16 protein-coding genes are annotated in these 18664 nt (G+C 42.8%); 10 read left to right on the top strand and 6 right to left on the bottom strand.

Annotated elements, in window-relative coordinates; all coding sequences use genetic code 11:
* Window positions 1-56: 56 nt before the first annotated feature.
* Together dnaE and D0S24_RS02410 are read right to left on the bottom strand one after the other, a co-directional pair.
* A complete protein-coding gene (dnaE, locus tag D0S24_RS02415; protein WP_117018257.1) occupies window positions 57-4493 on the bottom strand; it encodes a DNA polymerase III subunit alpha in 4437 nt (1478 codons plus the stop codon).
* 243 nt (window positions 4494-4736) lie between these two features.
* Window positions 4737-5189 (bottom strand): PA2169 family four-helix-bundle protein, encoded by a 453-nt coding sequence (locus D0S24_RS02410; RefSeq protein ID WP_117018256.1) that lies wholly within the window; start codon window positions 5187-5189, stop codon window positions 4737-4739.
* 284 nt (window positions 5190-5473) lie between these two features.
* Here D0S24_RS02410 and D0S24_RS02405 point away from each other — a divergent pair, with 284 nt between their 5' ends.
* The 6 genes from D0S24_RS02405 (at window position 5474) to D0S24_RS02380 (ending at window position 10133) form a co-directional block, all read left to right on the top strand.
* The gene (locus D0S24_RS02405; protein WP_117018255.1) at window positions 5474-6034 is read left to right on the top strand and encodes a 30S ribosomal protein S16; all 561 of its coding nucleotides are present in this window, start codon (window positions 5474-5476) and stop codon (window positions 6032-6034) included.
* Window positions 6035-6047: 13 nt separating this feature from the next.
* Entirely contained in the window at window positions 6048-6575 is a 528-nt protein-coding gene (rimM, locus tag D0S24_RS02400; protein ID WP_117018254.1) for a ribosome maturation factor RimM, read from the top strand.
* A 201-nt stretch (window positions 6576-6776) separates the two neighbouring features.
* On the top strand, window positions 6777-7364 hold the full coding sequence (locus tag D0S24_RS02395) for an SET domain-containing protein (RefSeq protein ID WP_117018253.1): 588 nt from the start codon (window positions 6777-6779) through the stop codon (window positions 7362-7364).
* A 60-nt stretch (window positions 7365-7424) separates the two neighbouring features.
* On the top strand, window positions 7425-8138 hold the full coding sequence (locus D0S24_RS02390) for a tRNA1(Val) (adenine(37)-N6)-methyltransferase (protein WP_117018252.1): 714 nt from the start codon (window positions 7425-7427) through the stop codon (window positions 8136-8138).
* Window positions 8139-8213: 75 nt separating this feature from the next.
* The gene (locus D0S24_RS02385) at window positions 8214-9392 is read left to right on the top strand and encodes an acyl-CoA dehydrogenase family protein (RefSeq protein ID WP_117018251.1); all 1179 of its coding nucleotides are present in this window, start codon (window positions 8214-8216) and stop codon (window positions 9390-9392) included.
* 213 nt (window positions 9393-9605) lie between these two features.
* Window positions 9606-10133 carry a hypothetical protein gene (locus D0S24_RS02380; RefSeq protein WP_147321420.1) on the top strand — a complete coding sequence of 176 codons (528 nt, stop codon included), beginning with the start codon at window positions 9606-9608 and terminating at the stop codon, window positions 10131-10133.
* A gap of 143 nt (window positions 10134-10276) precedes the next feature.
* Here the strand turns inward: D0S24_RS02380 and D0S24_RS02375 are convergent, their stop codons facing one another.
* The gene (locus D0S24_RS02375; protein WP_117018249.1) at window positions 10277-10789 is read right to left on the bottom strand and encodes a heme-binding domain-containing protein; all 513 of its coding nucleotides are present in this window, start codon (window positions 10787-10789) and stop codon (window positions 10277-10279) included.
* Window positions 10790-11299: 510 nt separating this feature from the next.
* On the opposite strand from D0S24_RS02375, the gene D0S24_RS02370 reads away from it, so the two are divergent.
* The 4 genes from D0S24_RS02370 (at window position 11300) to D0S24_RS02355 (ending at window position 15148) form a co-directional block, all read left to right on the top strand.
* On the top strand, window positions 11300-12184 hold the full coding sequence (locus tag D0S24_RS02370) for a restriction endonuclease (protein ID WP_117018248.1): 885 nt from the start codon (window positions 11300-11302) through the stop codon (window positions 12182-12184).
* A gap of 80 nt (window positions 12185-12264) precedes the next feature.
* Window positions 12265-13218, top strand: coding sequence for a nitrilase family protein (locus D0S24_RS02365; RefSeq protein ID WP_117018247.1), 954 nt, complete (start codon window positions 12265-12267; stop codon window positions 13216-13218).
* A gap of 161 nt (window positions 13219-13379) precedes the next feature.
* On the top strand, window positions 13380-14255 hold the full coding sequence (locus D0S24_RS02360) for a helix-turn-helix transcriptional regulator (protein WP_117018246.1): 876 nt from the start codon (window positions 13380-13382) through the stop codon (window positions 14253-14255).
* 125 nt (window positions 14256-14380) lie between these two features.
* Complete coding sequence (locus D0S24_RS02355; RefSeq protein ID WP_117018245.1) at window positions 14381-15148, top strand: sterol desaturase family protein; 768 nt, start codon at window positions 14381-14383, stop codon at window positions 15146-15148.
* A 1-nt stretch (window position 15149) separates the two neighbouring features.
* Here the strand turns inward: D0S24_RS02355 and D0S24_RS02350 are convergent, their stop codons facing one another.
* From D0S24_RS02350 to bioA, 3 genes are all read right to left on the bottom strand, one after another.
* Window positions 15150-16013: a bestrophin family protein gene (locus D0S24_RS02350; RefSeq protein WP_117018244.1), complete on the bottom strand. Its 864-nt coding sequence runs from the start codon at window positions 16011-16013 to the stop codon at window positions 15150-15152.
* Between the two features lie 142 nt (window positions 16014-16155).
* Complete coding sequence (locus tag D0S24_RS02345; protein WP_117018243.1) at window positions 16156-17325, bottom strand: beta-ketoacyl synthase N-terminal-like domain-containing protein; 1170 nt, start codon at window positions 17323-17325, stop codon at window positions 16156-16158.
* Between the two features lie 3 nt (window positions 17326-17328).
* Window positions 17329-18597 (bottom strand): adenosylmethionine--8-amino-7-oxononanoate transaminase, encoded by a 1269-nt coding sequence (bioA, locus tag D0S24_RS02340; RefSeq protein ID WP_117018242.1) that lies wholly within the window; start codon window positions 18595-18597, stop codon window positions 17329-17331.
* Window positions 18598-18664 lie beyond the last annotated feature (67 nt).

Here is an 18664-nt window from a genome sequence, read left to right as displayed (position 1 = left end):
TAAAACCTATTCTCTTTAAACATACAGGAACTCTCTTAGCCGCAACATTATACTAGTTAGTTCAACTTGTAATGTACGTCTTTTTCATTAAGCTGAAGAAGCAATTCACTCGATATTTGGATTTTTTGCTTTCTACAGGCCATGTTTACCTTTATCTGCTCCTCCATTTCGTATACCACAAAACTTAAGGGATGGTTTCCCTTATGGGAAACCAAAGTGTCCTTAAGATCCAGAATGCTTTCCTCCCTCAATTGGGATATATCCAATTTAATGGTGAGTTTTTTGGCAAAGGTTTCCATAACATCCTGCAGCATCATGATCATATTGAACTGCATCCTGGGATCCCCTTTTAATCCGGTATCCCTGTTCATCCAACCTTCGCGTACAAATACCTTGACATAAGCAAAGGAATTGATCATTAGGAAATGACGGTACTTCAAATACTCTTCCCCGAATATTCTAAATTCAAAGGAATCCGTATAATCTTCCATGGTGAACATGGCCCATCCCTTACCGTTTTTGGAAACCCTATGCTGTACATCGGTAATGACCCCCGCAAAGGACACCTCCCTATTGACTATCGCCTCCAAATCATTTAAATTGGAAAGACCGGCATTGCAGAAAGCATTGATCTCCGCTTTAAAATCGTCCAAGGGATGACCGGAAATATAGATTCCCACTACTTCCTTTTCCCTTCGTAATTTTCCCATGGTACCCCATTCCTCACAGGGAGGCACTACGGGTTCCGGAATCTGCACATCACTGGCATCACCGAACAGACTTACTTGCGAAGAATTTTCATTCTCCTGAAATTTGGCTCCGTACTTCATGGCCTTTTCCAAAAAAGTAATTCCATCCCCCTCATCATAAAAATACTGTGCCCTATGGGTATCCCCAAAAGAATCAAAGCCGCCGGCCACTGCAAGGTTCTCAAAGGCCTTCTTGTTGGCCGCCCTTAGGTCTATGCGTTTGGCCAGATCAAAAACGGATTTATAGGGTCCGTCCTTCTTTCTGTTCGCTACTATGGTTTCCACCGCGGCCCGGCCAACCCCTTTTACGGCCCCCATGCCAAAACGCACCGCCCCGGCATCGTTAACGGCAAACTTGTAATAGGATTCGTTAACATCCGGCCCCAGCACCTGTAACCCCATACGCTTACATTCCTCCATAAAGAAAGTAACCTGTTTTATGTCGTTCATGTTATTGGAAAGCACCGCCGCCATGTATTCTGCAGGATAATGCGCCTTACAATAGGCTGTCTGGTATGCAATCCAAGCGTAGCAGGTAGAGTGCGACTTGTTAAATGCATAGGCTGCAAAGGCCTCCCAATCTTTCCAAATTTTCTCCAACTTATCAACGGCATGACCCTTTTCCGCAGCCTGTTTTATAAACTGCGGCTTCATTTTATCCAGTACATACTTCTGCTTTTTACCCATCGCCTTACGCAAAACGTCGGCCTCGCCTTTGGTGAAATCGGCCAGCTTCTGCGAAAGAAGCATCACCTGCTCCTGGTACACGGTAATCCCATAAGTTTCCGCTAAATACTCTTCACAGGCATCAAGGTCATATATAATTTCTTCGGTACCATGTTTACGGGCAATGAAACTGGGAATGTATTCCATGGGACCGGGGCGGTACAAGGCGTTCATGGCAATAAGATCTGCAAAAACGGTAGGCTTTAGGGCCCGCATGTGCTTTTGCATCCCGGGAGATTCATACTGGAACACCCCTACGGTTTCCCCACGTTGGAAAAGTTCATACGTTTTTTCATCGTCCAAGGGGAAATTCTCCGGATCCAATTCTATACCGTGCTTGGCTCTTACTATTTTAACGGTATCCTTGATCAGGGTCAAGGTTTTTAACCCTAAGAAATCCATTTTCAGCAATCCCGCACTTTCTACCACAGAGTTGTCGAACTGGGTACAGTACATCTCCGAATCTTTCGCCAAGGCCACTGGGACAAATTTGGTAATGTCATCCGGGGTAATGATTACCCCACAGGCATGGATCCCGGTATTCCGTACGGATCCCTCCAAAACATAAGCTTGGTTAAGGGTTTCAGACTCCAGGCCATCCCCTTCGGAAATGGCCAACAACTCGTTGATCTTTATCAGTTCCTCACTATTGAATTTTTCCCTTAAGGTTTTTTCATCTACCCCAATAATCTTTTTCAACTTGGACATATTGGGAATCAGCTTGGCCATACGATCCGCATCTCCCAGGGGCAGATCCAAGGCCCGGGCAGTATCCCTAATGGAAGACTTTGCCGCCATGGTACCATAGGTGATGATCTGGGCCACCTGGTTGGCACCGTATTTTTTGATGACATAATCCATTACCCTACCACGGCCTTCATCATCAAAATCAATATCGATATCGGGCATGGACACACGGTCCGGATTTAGGAACCGCTCAAAAAGTAGATCGTACTTGATAGGGTCCAAATTGGTTATCCATAAGCAATAGGCCACCGCGGAACCTGCTGCGGAACCCCTCCCGGGACCAACGGACACATCCATATTACGGGCGGCCCGGATAAAATCCTCCACAATCAGGAAATAACCAGGATACCCTGTCTTCTCAATTACCTTAAGCTCAAAATCCAGTCGCTCATCAATTTCCGGGGTAATTTCACCATATCTCTTTTTCGCCCCTTCATAGGTTATATGCCGCAGATAGTTATTCTCCCCGCGCTTTCCCCCATCCAATTTATCCTCTTCGCACCTAAACTCCTCCGGGATATCAAAAGCCGGTAACAACACATCACGGGCAAGGGTAAACGTTTCCACCTTGTCTATCACCTCCTGAATATTGGTAATTGCCTCGGGAATATCCTTAAATAGGTCCTTCATTTCCTCAGAGGACTTAAAGTAATATTCCTTATTGGGCAGGCCATATCTGTAACCGCGACCACGACCTATGGGAGTGGCCTGTTTTTCACCGTCCTTTACACAAAGAAGGATATCATGGGCATGGGCATTTTCCTTTTCCAGGTAATAGGTATTGTTGGTGGCCACCAGTTTTACATTATGCTTCTGTGCAAATTGGATCAGTACCTGGTTTACACGGTCTTCATCTTCCTGCCCGTGGCGCATAATTTCGATATACAGGTCCTCCCCGAAAGTCTCCTTCCACCAAAGCAAGGCCTCCTCCGCCTGGTTCTCCCCTATATTTAAGACCTTACTGGGCACTTCGCCATAAAGATTTCCGGTAAGTACAATGATATCCTCCTTGTATTTTTCTATCACCTTCTTATCTATACGCGGAACGTAATACTTCCCGTCTACGAAAGCGATGGACGACATTTTTGCCAAATTTAAATACCCATTTTTGTTTTTGGCAAGCATTACTATCTGATATCCATTATCCTTCTGGGATTTATTGGTATGATCTTCGCAAACCTGAAATTCACAACCTATAATAGGGGTAATCTCCATCTCCGGTTCCGGAAGTTCCTGCAAGGGCTCTTGCCCTTCTTCCAAGGTGCCGTTTACCGTGGCCTCATAGCGCCTTAAATTTTCCTCGTTTTTGGCAACCACCCCTTTATTATGGTTAATGACCCCATTTACAAAATGAAAGGCCCCCATCATATTTGCGTGATCCGTGATCGCCACCGCCGGCATTTTGGCCTTTGCGGTTGCCAAGATCAAAGCGGGAATACTAATGGTAGCCTGTAGAATGGAAAACTGGGTATGGTTGTGGAGATGGGCAAAGTTTGCCGTTTCCAAAGTGGCCAGATTCTCCTTTATTTCTTCCTTGGAAATTCCACCCGTATCCTTCTCCCATAAGGCATCGGCTATTTTTTTCGATGCCTTTTTAAGGTTGATGTGCTTTAGACCTATTAATGGTATCTCTTGCGGATTGGCCTCGGAGAATTTTTTAAAATAATCGGGTTTAACATCCAATTGCTCGGCCGTAAATTCCTTTTTACGGACCAACTCCAGGAAGCAACGCGTAGTAGCTTCCACATCGGCAGTGGCATTGTGCGCTTCCCCGAAGGGCTCGCCAAACAAATATTGATGTAGTTCCGTTAATGTCGGTAATTTGAACTTTCCCCCCCGTCCCCCGGGAATCTGGCACAGTTGTGCCGTATGCTCGGTACAGGTATCCAACACTGGCAATTCCTGTAAGGAATTTTCCACCTGGTACCGATGAAACTCGGCACCCATAATATTAAGGTCGAATCCCACATTCTGGCCTACTACGAACTTTGATTTGGAAAGGGCCGCATTGAATTTTTCCAACACCTCCACGATCGGAACCCCGCTCTGTTGGGCCAGTTCCGTAGAAATCCCATGTATTTGCTCCGCATCAAAGGGAATATTAAATCCGTCCGGCTGCACCAAATAATCCTGGCTCTCCAGCAAGTTGCCCATGGCATCGTGCAACTGCCATGCAATTTGAATGCAGCGCGGCCAATTGTCGGTGTCCGTATAAGGGGCATCCCAACGTTTGGGCAATCCAGTGGTTTCCGTATCAAAAATTAGGTACATAGTGCGGGTTTATATGATGGGATTGGAAGTGGTAAAAATAAGGAAATGACACTTAAACGAAAAAGGCATTTATCAGGAGTTATCAACCTTACCAAAAACTAGGAACCGGATGTTTCCATCCGGTTCCTGTTTACTCTATAATCGAGATTTAAACCTGTCCGCCCGTTCCGTTCAGGCGGGCCCGCCTTTGTAGGCAGGACAAGCTTGTCCCTAGGCTGTTTACTTTCCATAAATTCCCATACCCTATGCCAATTGCTCATGAATATTGGCCACGGTCAAGGAGGCCTTTATGGCATCCCTGTGTCTTTTCAACATACTTTCCGTGGATGGCGGGAGTACAACTCCCCTATCATTTAAAATCTGATTATACTCCTCAAGACTTGCCTTTTCTCCACGCTCTATCTCTTCCAACAGTTGTTCTCTTTCATTGGAGGCCACGGCCGCTTTGAGATTCATCCAGGCCCTGTGGATATCCCCTTTTAAGCTTCCACCCTTTTCGGGCAATTCCCCGTACTCCAATATTTCGCTTTTTAGTTCTTGGGCAAATCCTCCCCGTTGTGCGGCCCTGTCCTTTAGAAATTTGTTGATCGATGGACCATCCAATTTATCCATTGCCAATTTAAATCCTTTTTCCGCATCATAATTTTTCTCCAATAATTGGTTTAATCCGTTTGAAATTTTTTCTGAATACTTCATGTTGTCTCTCTTCATTTTAATTAGTTACTATGGGCAGCGACTTTCGCCAACCCTTTTAACAAACTATGACAATTGTACATAACTCCAAAATCCTAAACGGTTTTAGCCTAAGTTTAACAGCTTTTCTTAAGAAATGTTAAGTTATTTGCCTCCATTAATTGATTTTTAACTCAAATATTTGATTCCCACTTAAAAAGAAATATTATATTTGCACCCGCTTTGGAAGAAGCAAGTAAATAAAGAATTAATAACCAAGGGTCGGGCACCCTACAAATTAATGTGATATGCCAGTTAGAATTAGATTACAAAGACACGGAAAAAAAGGAAAACCTTTTTATTGGGTAGTAGCTGCGGATTCCCGCGCCAAAAGGGATGGTAAATACTTGGAAAAATTAGGTATTTACAACCCAAATACCAACCCTGCAACTATTGAATTGAATGTTGACAGCTCTGTAAAATGGCTAGAGAACGGCGCACAGCCTTCCGATACTGCAAAAAGAATTTTATCCTACAAAGGGGTACTTTTAAAGCACCATTTATTGGGCGGTGTCCGTAAAGGAGCCTTGACCGAAGAGCAAGTGGAAGAAAAGTTCAATGCCTGGTTGGAAGAGAAAGCAGCTATTGTTGGTTCCAAGGTAGATGGTTTGGCAAAAGCCGATGCCGATGCCAAGGCCAAGGCCTTAAAAGCTGAGAAGGAGGCAAACGAAAAACGTATGGCCGCTGCTGCAGAGGCAGAAGCTCCGGCCGCTGAAGAAGCAGTTGCCGAAGAAGCCGCTCCTGAAACAGTATCCGAAGATACTGCCGCACCCGCCGAAGCTCCCGAGGAGACCAAAGAAACAGAATAGCCAATAGGAAACGATGACAAAGGAAGAATGTTTCTACCTCGGTAAAATCGTTTCAAAACATAGCTTTAAGGGCGAGGTACTCATTAAATTGGATACCGATGAACCCGAATTGTACGAAAAATTGGAATCAGTATTCGTTTCCCTCGGAAACAATCTGGTTCCTTTTTTTATTGAAAAAAGTCAGCTTCACAAATCCAGTCTACTGCGGGTGCGCTTTGAGGAAGTTGCAGATGAATCGGACGCAGATAAGGTAATGGGCTCCGAAATATACCTCCCCCTTAAATTTTTACCCAAACTAAAAGGCAATAAGTTCTATTACCACGAGGTAATCGGCTTTGCCATGGAGGACAAACTACACGGACCTATAGGAATTATCCAAAGCATTAACGACAGCACGGCCCAAGCGCTATTTGAGGTGGAAAAGGGCGATAAACAATTGCTTATTCCCGTCAGGGATGAGATAATTGTTAAAGTGGACCGTGAAAACAAGACCATTTTTGTGGATACACCGGAAGGATTGGTAGACCTTTACCTGTCCTAAACTACCCTCTTTTTAATTTTTCCCGCCATATAAATGGAAGGAAAATTTTACCTATCTTTCCTTATGTCATTTCTCGTTGACAGGACCCGATCCAATACAAGCCCCCATTTGTATTAAGTAGGGCAAATTGTTCATATGGGGAATACTTCAAGACATTTTGAAATAACGATTCAGTATTCACGAGATTATTTTATGCCCTAAATGATTCACCCTAAAACAGAATTACAATTCATCAATAAGGAAATTGGCTATGGTGTGGTAGCTACAGAATTTATTCCCGCGGGAACCATAACCTGGGTACTGGATAAGCTGGACCGCGAATTTACCCCGGACGAACTTACATCCCTGGAACCCCTTTATCAGTCCATTTTGGACACCTACACCTTTAGGGACAATAAGGGAAGATTCATCCTCTGTTGGGACAATGCCAGATATGTAAACCACAGCTTTAACTCCAATTGCCTCACCACGGCCTATGATTTTGAGGTAGCCATACGCGACATCCATGTAGGGGAACAACTAACGGACGACTATGGGTATCTGAACATTCCGCAACCTTTCAGGGCAATTGATGAAGGCACAAGGAGAAAGGTCGTATACCCTGACGATCTTTTAAAATATTATAAAGTGTGGGACAAAAAATTACAACTCGTATTTCCAAAAATCCCGAAGTTGGACCAACCCTTAAAGCCATTGTTTTCAGAAAACCTATGGAATTTGGTAAGTGCTATTGCCGAAGGCAAAAAAATGATGGATTCCATTAAGAACAACTATTACAACACCAATTAGGGGACGCCCTACCGGACCTGGAAGGAAGGAAAAGTAGCGTGAGCAAAAGCCAAAAAGTTGATGACCAAACCCTTCGTATTTAAACAATTCCAAATATATCAGGATCGCTGTGCCATGAAAATCGGCACTGACGGAGTATTGCTGGGGGCCTGGACCCCCTTGGGACACCGGCCCCTGTCCATTTTGGATATTGGGGCGGGAACCGGGGTAATTGCCTTGATGTTGGCACAAAGGTGCCAGGCGGAAACCATAGACGCCATAGAAATAAACGAGGATGCCTATGAGCAATGTGTAGAAAATTTTGAAGGCTCCGATTGGGCCGATCGATTATTCTGTTACCACGCCTCCCTGGACGAATTTGTGGCCGAAATGGACGATAAATATGACCTTATCGTATCCAATCCGCCATTTTACCCGGAAATAGTGTCCAGCGGCAATGAATCCAGGGATATGGCAAGACAGAACCAATCCCTACCCTTTCAGGATCTTTTAAGGGGCGTTGCGAAACTCCTGGCGGGAAATGGCAGCTTTGCGACCATCATCCCTTTTAGGGAAGAGAAAGAATTTTTGGAACTGGCGGCTGCCATGGACCTATATCCCAGCGGACTTATGCGGATTAAAGGAAATCTTAGCTCTGAAACAAAACGGAGCCTTCTGGAATTCCGCTTTGGACAGACATCCTTTGATATTGAATATCTGACCATAGAATCCGAACGCCACAAATACACCAAGGAATACATAGAACTGACGAAAGATTTTTATTTAAATATGTAACAATACTATTTTGCAATGTTATATTTTTAAATAAAAATCCTTAATTTGTTTATTTTTGATTCTAAAAGATACGCCATGCGACCCGATTTGTTTGAAGCTCCCGATTATTACAATGTAGACGACCTTTTATCTGAAGAGCATAAATTGGTGCGCAATGCTGCTAGACAATGGGTAAAGCGGGATATTTCCCCCATCATAGAAGAATATGCCCAAAAAGCGGCCTTTCCAAAACAAATCATCAAAGGCTTATCTGAAATTGGGGCCTTCGGACCCTATATCCCCGAAGAATATGGCGGGGCCGGCCTGGACCAGATAAGTTACGGCCTAATCATGCAGGAAATAGAAAGGGGCGATAGCGGAATACGCTCTACCGCCTCGGTACAGTCGTCCCTTGTGATGTATCCTATTTTTGCCTATGGCAATGAGGAGCAGCGAAAAAAATACCTGCCCAAATTGGCCTCCGGCGAATGTATGGGCTGTTTCGGATTAACGGAACCCAACCATGGGTCCAACCCCAGTGGTATGGAAACCAAATTTAAGGACAAGGGCGATCACTTTCTACTGAACGGCGCCAAACTATGGATTTCCAATTCCCCTTTTGCAGATATAGCCGTGGTATGGGCCAAGAACGAAGAAGGACGTATCCATGGATTGATCGTAGAACGGGGCATGGAGGGTTTTAGCACCCCGGAGACCCACAATAAATGGTCCTTACGCGCCTCGGCGACAGGGGAACTAATATTTGACAATGTAAAAGTTCCCAAAGAAAACCTACTCCCCGGCAAAAGTGGGCTTGGCGCACCCTTGGGCTGCCTGGATTCTGCCCGTTACGGCATTGCCTGGGGCGCCATAGGCGCCGCAATGGATTGTTATGATACCGCCCTGAGATACGCCAAGGAGCGCATCCAATTTGGAAAACCTATAGCCGCTACGCAATTGCAACAAAAAAAATTGGCCGAGATGATTACAGAAATTACCAAGGCACAATTATTGGCCTTCCGATTGGGACAATTAAAGAACGAAGGTAGGGCCACTACGGCACAAATTTCAATGGCCAAGCGCAATAACGTGGAAATGGCGATCCAAATAGCCCGGGAGGCCAGACAGGTTTTGGGCGGAATGGGCATTACCGGGGAATACAGTATTATGCGCCATATGATGAACCTTGAAAGTGTCATCACCTATGAGGGCACGCATGACATCCATTTACTGATTACGGGGGCCGACATTACCGGGCTTCCGGCTTTTCAATAAACATTCCTGCCTTAAAAAGCTATAATATGACAAGACCATAAAAATAACGAGGGCATGGTATTATATCAATATAAGTAAAGCGACTGTTGCACAAAGATTGGGAACCACAATGAAAGCTCTAATAAAGGGATCTGGCAGACAAGTTTCAACCGTTACTCCTTTTAAAACCTAGTATGCTGTTAATTTACTTACAACAGCTAATTGCAATAATTTATGAAAACATTATTTTTTTCTTGTATGGCTCTATTCATTCAATTTACTGACCAAAAGATAGAAAAATTTTTGGGAGTTAATATTAATGAACTTTCAACGGAACTATTACACAATACATTGAAAGAAGGATCAATATATTGGATTTTAAACAAGTCAAAGGAAGAATTTTATGGACACGAATACAATCGCATAATTTTCACAACGGACAATAAGGATGTCATTGAATCTATCGACTTGATTTTCCCCGGAATAGTTCTTGACCTCCAAAAAAAACTCGAAGAAGGCCATTATGGTAAAGCAAACAAAAATTTTATTATTGATAAGGTGGAAGAAGGTGAGGAAATAGAAACCGATTTTGCATTTCTTAAGGAATCCTATATTGCACTGAAGGAAGATGGGCCTAATACCGACACAACCCCATTCCTTGTATACTGGTATAAGGAGAAGTTTTTTATTAAACTTTTATTTGACTATGATAATAATAAGACCTCGATTCTTTTTTCCGTTAACAAGGAACCCACTCCTTAAATTTTGAATTCAATATCTTTAAGTGAAAATAAATTTGGCTTAAATGTATATGAAATGAATTCAAGCCTATCTTTTTACTTTACCAAAATCTGATTTCGGTTTAAGATAAAAAAAGAACGAATTTCACAAAAGACTGCACTTTATTATTTAGAGGGAGCAGCTTTTGGCCTAGGTTTCCTCACCAAACTATCCGCCGGATAAGTAGCCTTCAAATAGGCCATTTGCTCCTTGGACCAATCTACAATTTGGGCCCTTTGTTCAGGGGTAAGGTCGGCCTCAGGATGAAGTCCAAAGTAAGTATAGGAAGGTAGCGGCATTTCCTTTTCTTCCACCATTTCTACCATTTCTTCAAATTTATGGTACTGGATGGCCAAAGGCAAGCTTGTAAAATTGGAAAAATTTAAATGCCTTTTACCGTCCACCACATGATTGTTTAAAAGCCAGGCTACCGGCTGTACATTGGAATACCAGGGATATTCCGTTTTATTGGAATGACAATCATTGCAGGACACCTGCAACAAATGGTTTAGATCCTCCGGAACCTTATATGTAGTGGAAATGTCATAAGTATTATCATTGGATTCATTTTTTTCGGGTCGGATAAACTGGATCAAGATCAATACTGCTCCCAGCCCTAACAAGATTTTTTTTAACATAATGAAAATATTGGTTATTGATAAATCAGCGAATTATACGTAAACGGATGTTTACTAAGATAATATATTTTTAGTTTTGACCCACATTCCCTAAAATAGTATCATAATTAATATTCAGCTAACAAATTGTCTATCAAATAGTAACTTTGACAATAACCATAAAGCCTAATTTTACCTCAACCTAATATTAGGATACGTTCTTATAATTTGATTTGAGTTAGCTACTCTAAACCGATGGTCTCATCGGTTTTTTTATTCCCCGCTGGCGCGAGCGTCACGCTCGTGTCCTTAGCTTTCACCGAAGTTAGCCGGCCATGGTATTCCTGTTTCCCTACTTTGCAGCCACAAAGCAGAAAATCTCTCAATTGGAAAAAACATAAAAAATCCAACCCCATGGCATAGCACCATCCAACTAAATTATTTGTTACATTAGAGCTATCAGGAAATATGTTTAATGGCTATATGCAATTGTTTTGCTTAATTATAACCAGACCAGAAATAATATAGAATATGGATATACCAAAATTTCATGAAACATTTATACCAATTTTAAAGGTATTGGAAAATGGAGAAACTCTACAGGCAAGAGATATGTACATGAAGGTCATTGAGCAATTCTATTCTGGACTTTCAAAGGAGCAATTAGAGCAGACAACAAAAAGCGGTGATATTCTGATTATAAACCGAATTGCCTGGGGAAAATCATATCTTAAAAAGGGAGGTTATATTGAATTTCCAAAAAGAGGATTTGTAAAGATTACAGAAAAAGGCAAAAAACATAGTTCGACAGATTTGACATTGAAACAAGTCGAAAATTCTGAAAACTATTTGGAATTTTACAACCAAGAAAATTCTAAAAAAGAATCTACACCTACTGTAATTGAAAATGCTTCACCTCAAGACTTGATTGATGAAGGTTTTAGTCAAATTGATATTCAAGTTAAAGACGAATTGTTAGAGAAATTAAAAGAAATAGATCCATTTTATTTTGAGAAAGTGATTCTTATTTTACTTCAAAGAATGGGATATGGTGATTTCATTGAAACAACAAAAACTGGAGATGGGGGCATTGATGGAATAATTAATGAGGATAAACTTGGTTTGGATAAGATTTATATTCAAGCAAAACGATATGGCGAAAATAAAGTTCGGGAAAAGGATATTCGAAATTTTATAGGAGCAATGAGTGGAGACACGCAAAAGGGAGTTTTTGTTACTACATCCTCATTTGATTCAGGAGCTGTAAAAAAAGCACATGATGCACATCATACAATTATTCTGATTGATGGTTCAAAGCTAGCAGACCTAATGCACCAATATAACGTAGGTATCCAAATAAAAGCTGTTTACGAAGTAAAAGAATTAGATAATGATTTCTTTGAGGAGAATAATTAATTAACTGTATGGCATTTCCTTCTCTACACAAGACCTATATTAAGCACAAACAACCAAAAAAATCAACACTCAGTTAAAAAATGAACCTAGCAGTAGCCCAATTTCAACCAAAGGACGGAGATAAAACATACAACTTATCGGTAATTCGAAAATTGGCGGAAAAAGCCAAATCCAACGGAGCGGACTTGATCAGTTTTCACGAAATGTGCATTACGGCCTACACCTTTACCAAAGATTTGAATCTGTCGCAGGTTACCCAGTTAGCGGAAGAGGTACCAAACGGAAAAAGCACCAAGGCCTTAATGGCCATTTCCAAGGATTTGGATATCCCCATCCTGGCAGGTCTAGTGGAAAAATCAGAAGGGAAAATATACAATACCTATATCTGCGTTACGGGAGATGGAGTGGTAGCAAAGTACCGAAAATTACACCCTTTTATCAACAAATATATGTCCGCCGGCAACGAATACTGTGTATTCGACCTCCTCGGTTGGAAATGCGGAATTTTGATCTGCTATGACAATAACGTAATAGAAAACGTGCGTGCAACAAGCCTTTTAGGAGCGGAAATAATTTTTGCGCCCCACGTTACGGGCTGTACCCCGTCAGCAATGCCGCACCGGGATTATGTTGATGACAAATATTGGCAAAATCGTACAAACGACCCGGTTTCGTTACGAATGGAATTTGACGGACCCAAAGGCAGACGTTGGTTAATGCGATGGCTACCTGCAAGGGCCTACGACAATGGGGTCTACTATGCATTTACCAACCCTATTGGTTACGATGGCGAACACCTTAAAAATGGGAATTCAATGATCATCGACCCTTATGGGGAAGTGTTGTCCGAAATAAAATCTTTTGAGGACGAAATTACCATTTCAAAATTGACAAAGGATAAAATTCAACTTTCGGGAGGTTGGAGATATAAAAATGCCCGTAGACCCGAACTGTACAAAAACATTATAGGGGGCCATCACAATTCGGACACAACACCCGTATGGATGAAAGGGAAAACGGCCAAAGGTTCATAAATTGTTCCGTTAAACCTGATCGGACAATTAATTTTCTTACCTTAAAGCCCTAAAACCTTAAGTATTAAATGGATATACCTAAATAACCATATCCATTTGTTACTTAAAAGCCTTGCCAAAATGATACCGGACCAAAAGAAGACCTCTATTTTTGTTATAATATGAGCCTTGTATTTAATAACTATGATGACAGCATTGCCGACCCTGTTACATTTAAGCAGTTGGCCGTAAAAGATGCGCTGTTCCTGTACTACAAGTGCCCTCAGGTGGATAAACAAATGCAACTTTTTTCACATTACAACGAAATAATGTTTACCCTGGATGGCGGCCGTGTCATACGTCACGGCGGAAAATCATGGCCCCTCACCAAACATTCCTGCATCCTTACCCTAAAAACTGCCTATTTGCAGGAATTGCCAGAATCAACGGAATGGAGAGTCCTTGCCTTTTACTTTCGGGACAGTTTTTTTAGGCAGGTAATTAAGGAATATCATCAATACCTTCCTTTGAAAAACCTCCCGGCACCTACTGCCGATATGCTGATCGAAATTCATTTAAACGAAACCACCCGCGCATTTTTTTACAGTATTCTCCCTTATTTTTCACAAAAGTCACTGGCTCCGGAAGGTTTACTGGAACTCAAATTCAAAGAACTCCTCTTTAACATCTTTTTAGACCCTTCCAATAAAAATATACTCGCTTATGCCAACAGTTTAATAAACATTTCCAAAACGCCAATCTGGCAAGTATTGGAGAAAAACTATATGTTCAACCTAAGTGTGGAACAGTTTGCCCGTATGGCAAATCGCAGTGTTTCCGTATTTAAAAAAGAGTTTTCTCACTATTACCATACTACCCCAGGGAGATGGCTTACCCAAAAAAGGTTGGAACTTGCAAAATCGTACTTGGAAGCAGGTAAAACAAACATAAGTGAAGTGGCCTTTAGCAGCGGTTTTGAAAACCTCAGCCATTTTAGTCGCGTATTCAAACAAAAATACGGAGTATCCCCCTTAAAATACAAGGAAGCACAAGGTTAGTCCCCCCAATTTTTTACTTCCGTTTCCATATGGACCGTACAGTAAAAAAACAAAACGTTTGAGCAAAATTGTTTTTATGCCTGCAGGCTACATTTGCTTCATAAATCATATTAAAACGAACAGTCATGCCAACACCACTCGAAATTTTATTGGACCCTATCAGCCTTATTGTACTCGCTATGTATGCAGGGCTTATGCTTTGGGAAGCATTGTTCCCTGCTCGCCCACTTCCCACGGTTAAGTATTGGAAGCTAAAGGGATTGACATTTTTTGTCCTATTCTTTTACCTGTCCACCTACTTGCCGTTGATATGGGACGGCTACCTTGCCGAATACCAACTTATGGACCTTACCGGACTAGGCACCTTATGGGGTGCGCTGATTGGCGTGCTAATCTACCAGTTTGGACTATATGTCTGGCACAGGTCTATGCACAAAAGCAATGTGCTTTGGAGGGTTTTTCACCAAATGCACCACAGCGTTGAACGCTTGGACACCTACAGCGCCTTTATTTTCAGCCCCATGGACATGATCGGTTTTACTGCATTGGGCAGCTTATTACTGGTTTTGGTAGCAGGGTTTGCCCCACAGGCCGCTACCGTGATTATTTTGGCGAATACCTTTTTTAGTATGTTCCAGCACAGCAATATCCGCACCCCTACATGGTTGGGGTATATTGTACAAAGGCCCGAAGCCCACTCCCTGCACCATGCAAAAGGCATCCATGCCTACAATTATGGGGATATTACCATTTACGATATCCTGTTTGGAACATGGAGAAATCCCAAGGATTATGAAAACGAAAACGGATTCTATATGGGAGCCTCCTCCAAGATAGCGGATATGCTATTGTTTAGGGACATTGAGGCAAAGGATTATCATGATAAAATATAGACTACAAGATCTCCTCTATATGCTTCCTGATGTTGGTTGAAATTTTTTCGATCGGCAAGTCGTTGGAATCAAATCCAAAGGGGTCTTCAATCTCTTCCGCAATCAGTTCCAAACTGGCCAAAACATAAAAAATAAAGATAACCACAGGTACGGCATAATATCCCAAACTAAAGACATATCCGAACGGTAAGGTCATCACATAAAAGAAAATGAATTTCTTTATAAAGGCACTATAGGAATAAGGTATTGGGGTATTCTTTATACGCTCGCAGGCACCACATATATCCGTAAAGGATTGTACCTCATTGTTCAGAACGATCAGTTGATCCCCGCTGATCTTCTTTTGGACATATAGGTCATCCACTTTTTGAAAGATCATTTTCGCTACCTGGTTTGGACGGTGTTTGTGATGGTCTATATCCAGATCCGTACCTTCATAAAGTTGCTTGCCGGTTTCCACATCGGTCAAATGCTTGGCCAAAATAGAGGCATAGCCCGGTATCAACTTTCTAAAATACGCATGGTCGTGTTCGTCTTTTAGGATTACGCTCAGTTTGATCGCCAAATTTCTACTGTTATTGACCAATGCTCCCCAGAGCTTTCTTCCCTCCCACCATCTATCATATGCCGTATTGGTCCTAAATACCAATAACAATGAAATTACAAAACCCAGCATAGTATGCATGACAGTGATGTTCGATAGGGGATTTCTTTCGGACATATTCCAGTATTCAAGTTCCAGATAGCCCACACCATAGGTGTACAATCCTATAAAGAGCATCATAGGGATCAATTTTCTAAAGGTGTCGGACTTGTGAAATCTAAAAATAAAGGTAATCCAGTCTTTGGGATTGTATTGTACCATATAGGAGATTCGTATTGGGTCGCTAAATTAGGAAATGTTTTTTGTTTGGGACCACCTACAATTTGCATAATTGTTGGCGCGAGCGTCACGCCTGCCTGCCGGCGAGGCAGGCTCGTGTCCTTAACTTCAAATGTGCGGCCCATTATACGTTTCCGAGTAATATACTCACCGCGTTCCCCCCAAAACCTACGGCATTGACCATTATCTTGTTGATCTGTTTTGGAACGGAATCGTAGCCCACAAAAGGCACCCCAATAAACTCTTTATGTTGCAGCATCAGCACTGCCAGTTCCAAACTCAACAACCCCGAAGCCCCAAAAGAATGCCCTACTTTCCACTTGTTGGTGGTCAGGGCCGGTATATCCTTTCCAAATACTTTTTTTATGGCCGCTACTTCGGACAGATCGCCTTTAATGGTACCGGGAGCATGTAGAACTACTACATCCACCTCCTTGGGATCCATCTTTCCCAAAGCCATTGCCATAGAGCGCTGAAAACATACTGCATCAGACGAAATGGAAATATTATGCTCCAATATTTCGGTGGCGTAACCCAAACCTTCAATGCGGGCAAGGGCATTATCCAAATTGCCCATCTCCAAACAGGCCATGGAGGCCGCTTCCCCCAACACCATACTGTTTTGTTTCTTTTCCAGGTCCAAGGCGCGACAGGGATAACCTTCTGGGGAGTTCGATACAAATCTGGAATATACCTTCAGCGCCTTCATCTGCGCAATAGTGAAGGGCGTTAATGGCGCCTCGCTACCACCCACCAAAAATTTATTGGCCATCCCACTTCTTAGCCAAGCCACTCCGTTTAGAAGGGAATGCAAGGCCGTAGAGCAGGTAATGGAATGGGATATTTCCGGGCCTTGGGTCTGTAGGTCATGGGCCACCCAAGAGGATATATTTCCCAAAGTAGTGGTAGGGGAAGACAAGGTAGAGGCTTCGCCCTTTTGGATAAACTCACTATGGTACTTTTCAAAAAGGGAAGTAGCCCCCCTGGAAGAGCCAATGTTTACCCCAAAACACCCATCCTCCCATCCCGCTAGACCTATGGCTTCCCGGGCCGCAAAAATTGCGTACAGCACGGAGGGATCCAAATTCCTATACTTGGTGTCCGAGTTGGCCAAGGCCATTATCCGCTGCTGCACATCCTCTGTCAGGAATGCTCCCCAGGCCCTTATATGGCCATAGTTGCGCTCCTTTAAAAAATGGTCCGGCAGGTTATAGTTTTCCCAGGCCTCCCTTAGAGAGGTCCCCAATGGGGAAATAGAGGATAAAGCCGTGATATAAACGGGTTGGTGTTGCATGGATTAAAATTTTTCAAGGGCTTCCCTTATGCTGTCGTATATCCTGTGCATTTCATCTTTGGTAACAATATAAGGTGCCGAAATATAGATAGTATTGCCCAGGGGGCGTAAAAAAACACCGGAATCCATAAAATGTTGCCATAGTCTATCCCTTACATTGCCATAACGCTCCATCGCCATATCAAGATCCAAGGCGTAGATTATCCCGGTCTGCCTGGTGGCGGCCACTTTGGGATGGTCTTTTATTTCGGCATCGAACTCTTGGTGCCATTGGATAATTTCGGCAATATTTTTTTGAATTCCTTCGGACTTCAACAAATCAATTCCTGCCAGGGCAGCGGCACAGGCCAAGGGATTTGCCGTATAGGTATGGCCGTGAAAAAGTCCCTTTGCTATATCATCGCTATAAAAGGCATCGTAAATTTCCTGGGTACAACTTGTTACCGCCATAGGCAGCATCCCGGCCGTTAAAGCCTTGGACATACAGATAATATCGGGTTTCTCCGTCATATGATCGGAAGCAAAATGCCTTCCCGTCTTACCAAAACCGGTCATCACCTCATCGGCTATGGCCAAAACCCCATGCGATTTTATCACTTTTAAAATTTTCTCCAAATGCTCCGCCTTGTGCATTTTCATGGCTGCGGCACCCTGTACCAAAGGCTCGTAAATAAATCCGGCCACGGTATCCAGATCCATGGTATTTTCCAATTGATGCAACAGTCCCTCCAAATTGGCTTCGGTAGGCACCGGAATCCGTTTTACCTCAATAAAATAATCCTCAAAGGGACCATTGTATACCGAAAGGCCGGAAACGGACATCGCCCCAAAGGTATCCCCATGGAAACCCTCCTCAAAAGCCATCAGAACGGAACGCTTTTTGTCTCTATTGTGATGGTACTGCAATACCATCTTTATCCCGATCTCGGTTGCTGTGGAACCATTATCTGAAAAAAACAATTTCTCCTGATTTTCCGGCAACAAAGAGATCAGGGCTTCGGAAAGCGCTACGGCAGGTTCATGGGTAAACCCGCTAAAGACCACCTGATCCAACTGCTGCATTTGTGCATATACCCTGTCAATAATGGCATCATTGCAATGGCCATACACACTGGTATACCAAGAGGATATGCCATCTATGTATTCCTTGCCGTGCTCATCGAACAGGACCGCCCCCTTTGCCTTGACAATGCCAAGCATTTTAGGGTACAATTTATGCTGCGTAAGGGGGTGCCAAAGGTGTTGTTGATCCCTTTCCGAAAGATTCTTCAATTGAATTTCCTTTTTAAATAGAAGTACAAAGATGGGGAATAATGACCAAAAACGCTATCCTGATCCC

The organism is Arenibacter sp. P308M17 (assembly GCF_003426735.1).
Lineage (GTDB): Bacteria > Bacteroidota > Bacteroidia > Flavobacteriales > Flavobacteriaceae > Arenibacter.
Note: the sequence above shows the minus strand (reverse complement) of the source record. Positions and strands in the feature narration are given on the sequence as shown.

What these genes read in the sequence shown, in the direction of transcription:
- D0S24_RS02360 (WP_117018246.1), top strand. Translation starts at nt 13,380, where the DNA reads ATGAGCCTTGTATTTAATAACTATGATGACAGCATTGCCGACCCTGTT.
- D0S24_RS02380 (WP_147321420.1), top strand. Translation starts at nt 9,606, where the DNA reads ATGAAAACATTATTTTTTTCTTGTATGGCTCTATTCATTCAATTTACT.
- D0S24_RS02375 (WP_117018249.1), bottom strand. Translation starts at nt 10,789, where the DNA reads ATGTTAAAAAAAATCTTGTTAGGGCTGGGAGCAGTATTGATCTTGATC.
- D0S24_RS02355 (WP_117018245.1), top strand. Translation starts at nt 14,381, where the DNA reads ATGCCAACACCACTCGAAATTTTATTGGACCCTATCAGCCTTATTGTA.
- D0S24_RS02345 (WP_117018243.1), bottom strand. Translation starts at nt 17,325, where the DNA reads ATGCAACACCAACCCGTTTATATCACGGCTTTATCCTCTATTTCCCCA.
- D0S24_RS02370 (WP_117018248.1), top strand. Translation starts at nt 11,300, where the DNA reads ATGGATATACCAAAATTTCATGAAACATTTATACCAATTTTAAAGGTA.
- D0S24_RS02410 (WP_117018256.1), bottom strand. Translation starts at nt 5,189, where the DNA reads ATGAAGTATTCAGAAAAAATTTCAAACGGATTAAACCAATTATTGGAG.
- D0S24_RS02350 (WP_117018244.1), bottom strand. Translation starts at nt 16,013, where the DNA reads ATGGTACAATACAATCCCAAAGACTGGATTACCTTTATTTTTAGATTT.
- dnaE (WP_117018257.1), bottom strand. Translation starts at nt 4,493, where the DNA reads ATGTACCTAATTTTTGATACGGAAACCACTGGATTGCCCAAACGTTGG.
- D0S24_RS02385 (WP_117018251.1), top strand. Translation starts at nt 8,214, where the DNA reads ATGCGACCCGATTTGTTTGAAGCTCCCGATTATTACAATGTAGACGAC.
- D0S24_RS02390 (WP_117018252.1), top strand. Translation starts at nt 7,425, where the DNA reads ATGACCAAACCCTTCGTATTTAAACAATTCCAAATATATCAGGATCGC.
- rimM (WP_117018254.1), top strand. Translation starts at nt 6,048, where the DNA reads ATGACAAAGGAAGAATGTTTCTACCTCGGTAAAATCGTTTCAAAACAT.
- D0S24_RS02365 (WP_117018247.1), top strand. Translation starts at nt 12,265, where the DNA reads ATGAACCTAGCAGTAGCCCAATTTCAACCAAAGGACGGAGATAAAACA.
- D0S24_RS02405 (WP_117018255.1), top strand. Translation starts at nt 5,474, where the DNA reads ATGCCAGTTAGAATTAGATTACAAAGACACGGAAAAAAAGGAAAACCT.
- D0S24_RS02395 (WP_117018253.1), top strand. Translation starts at nt 6,777, where the DNA reads ATGATTCACCCTAAAACAGAATTACAATTCATCAATAAGGAAATTGGC.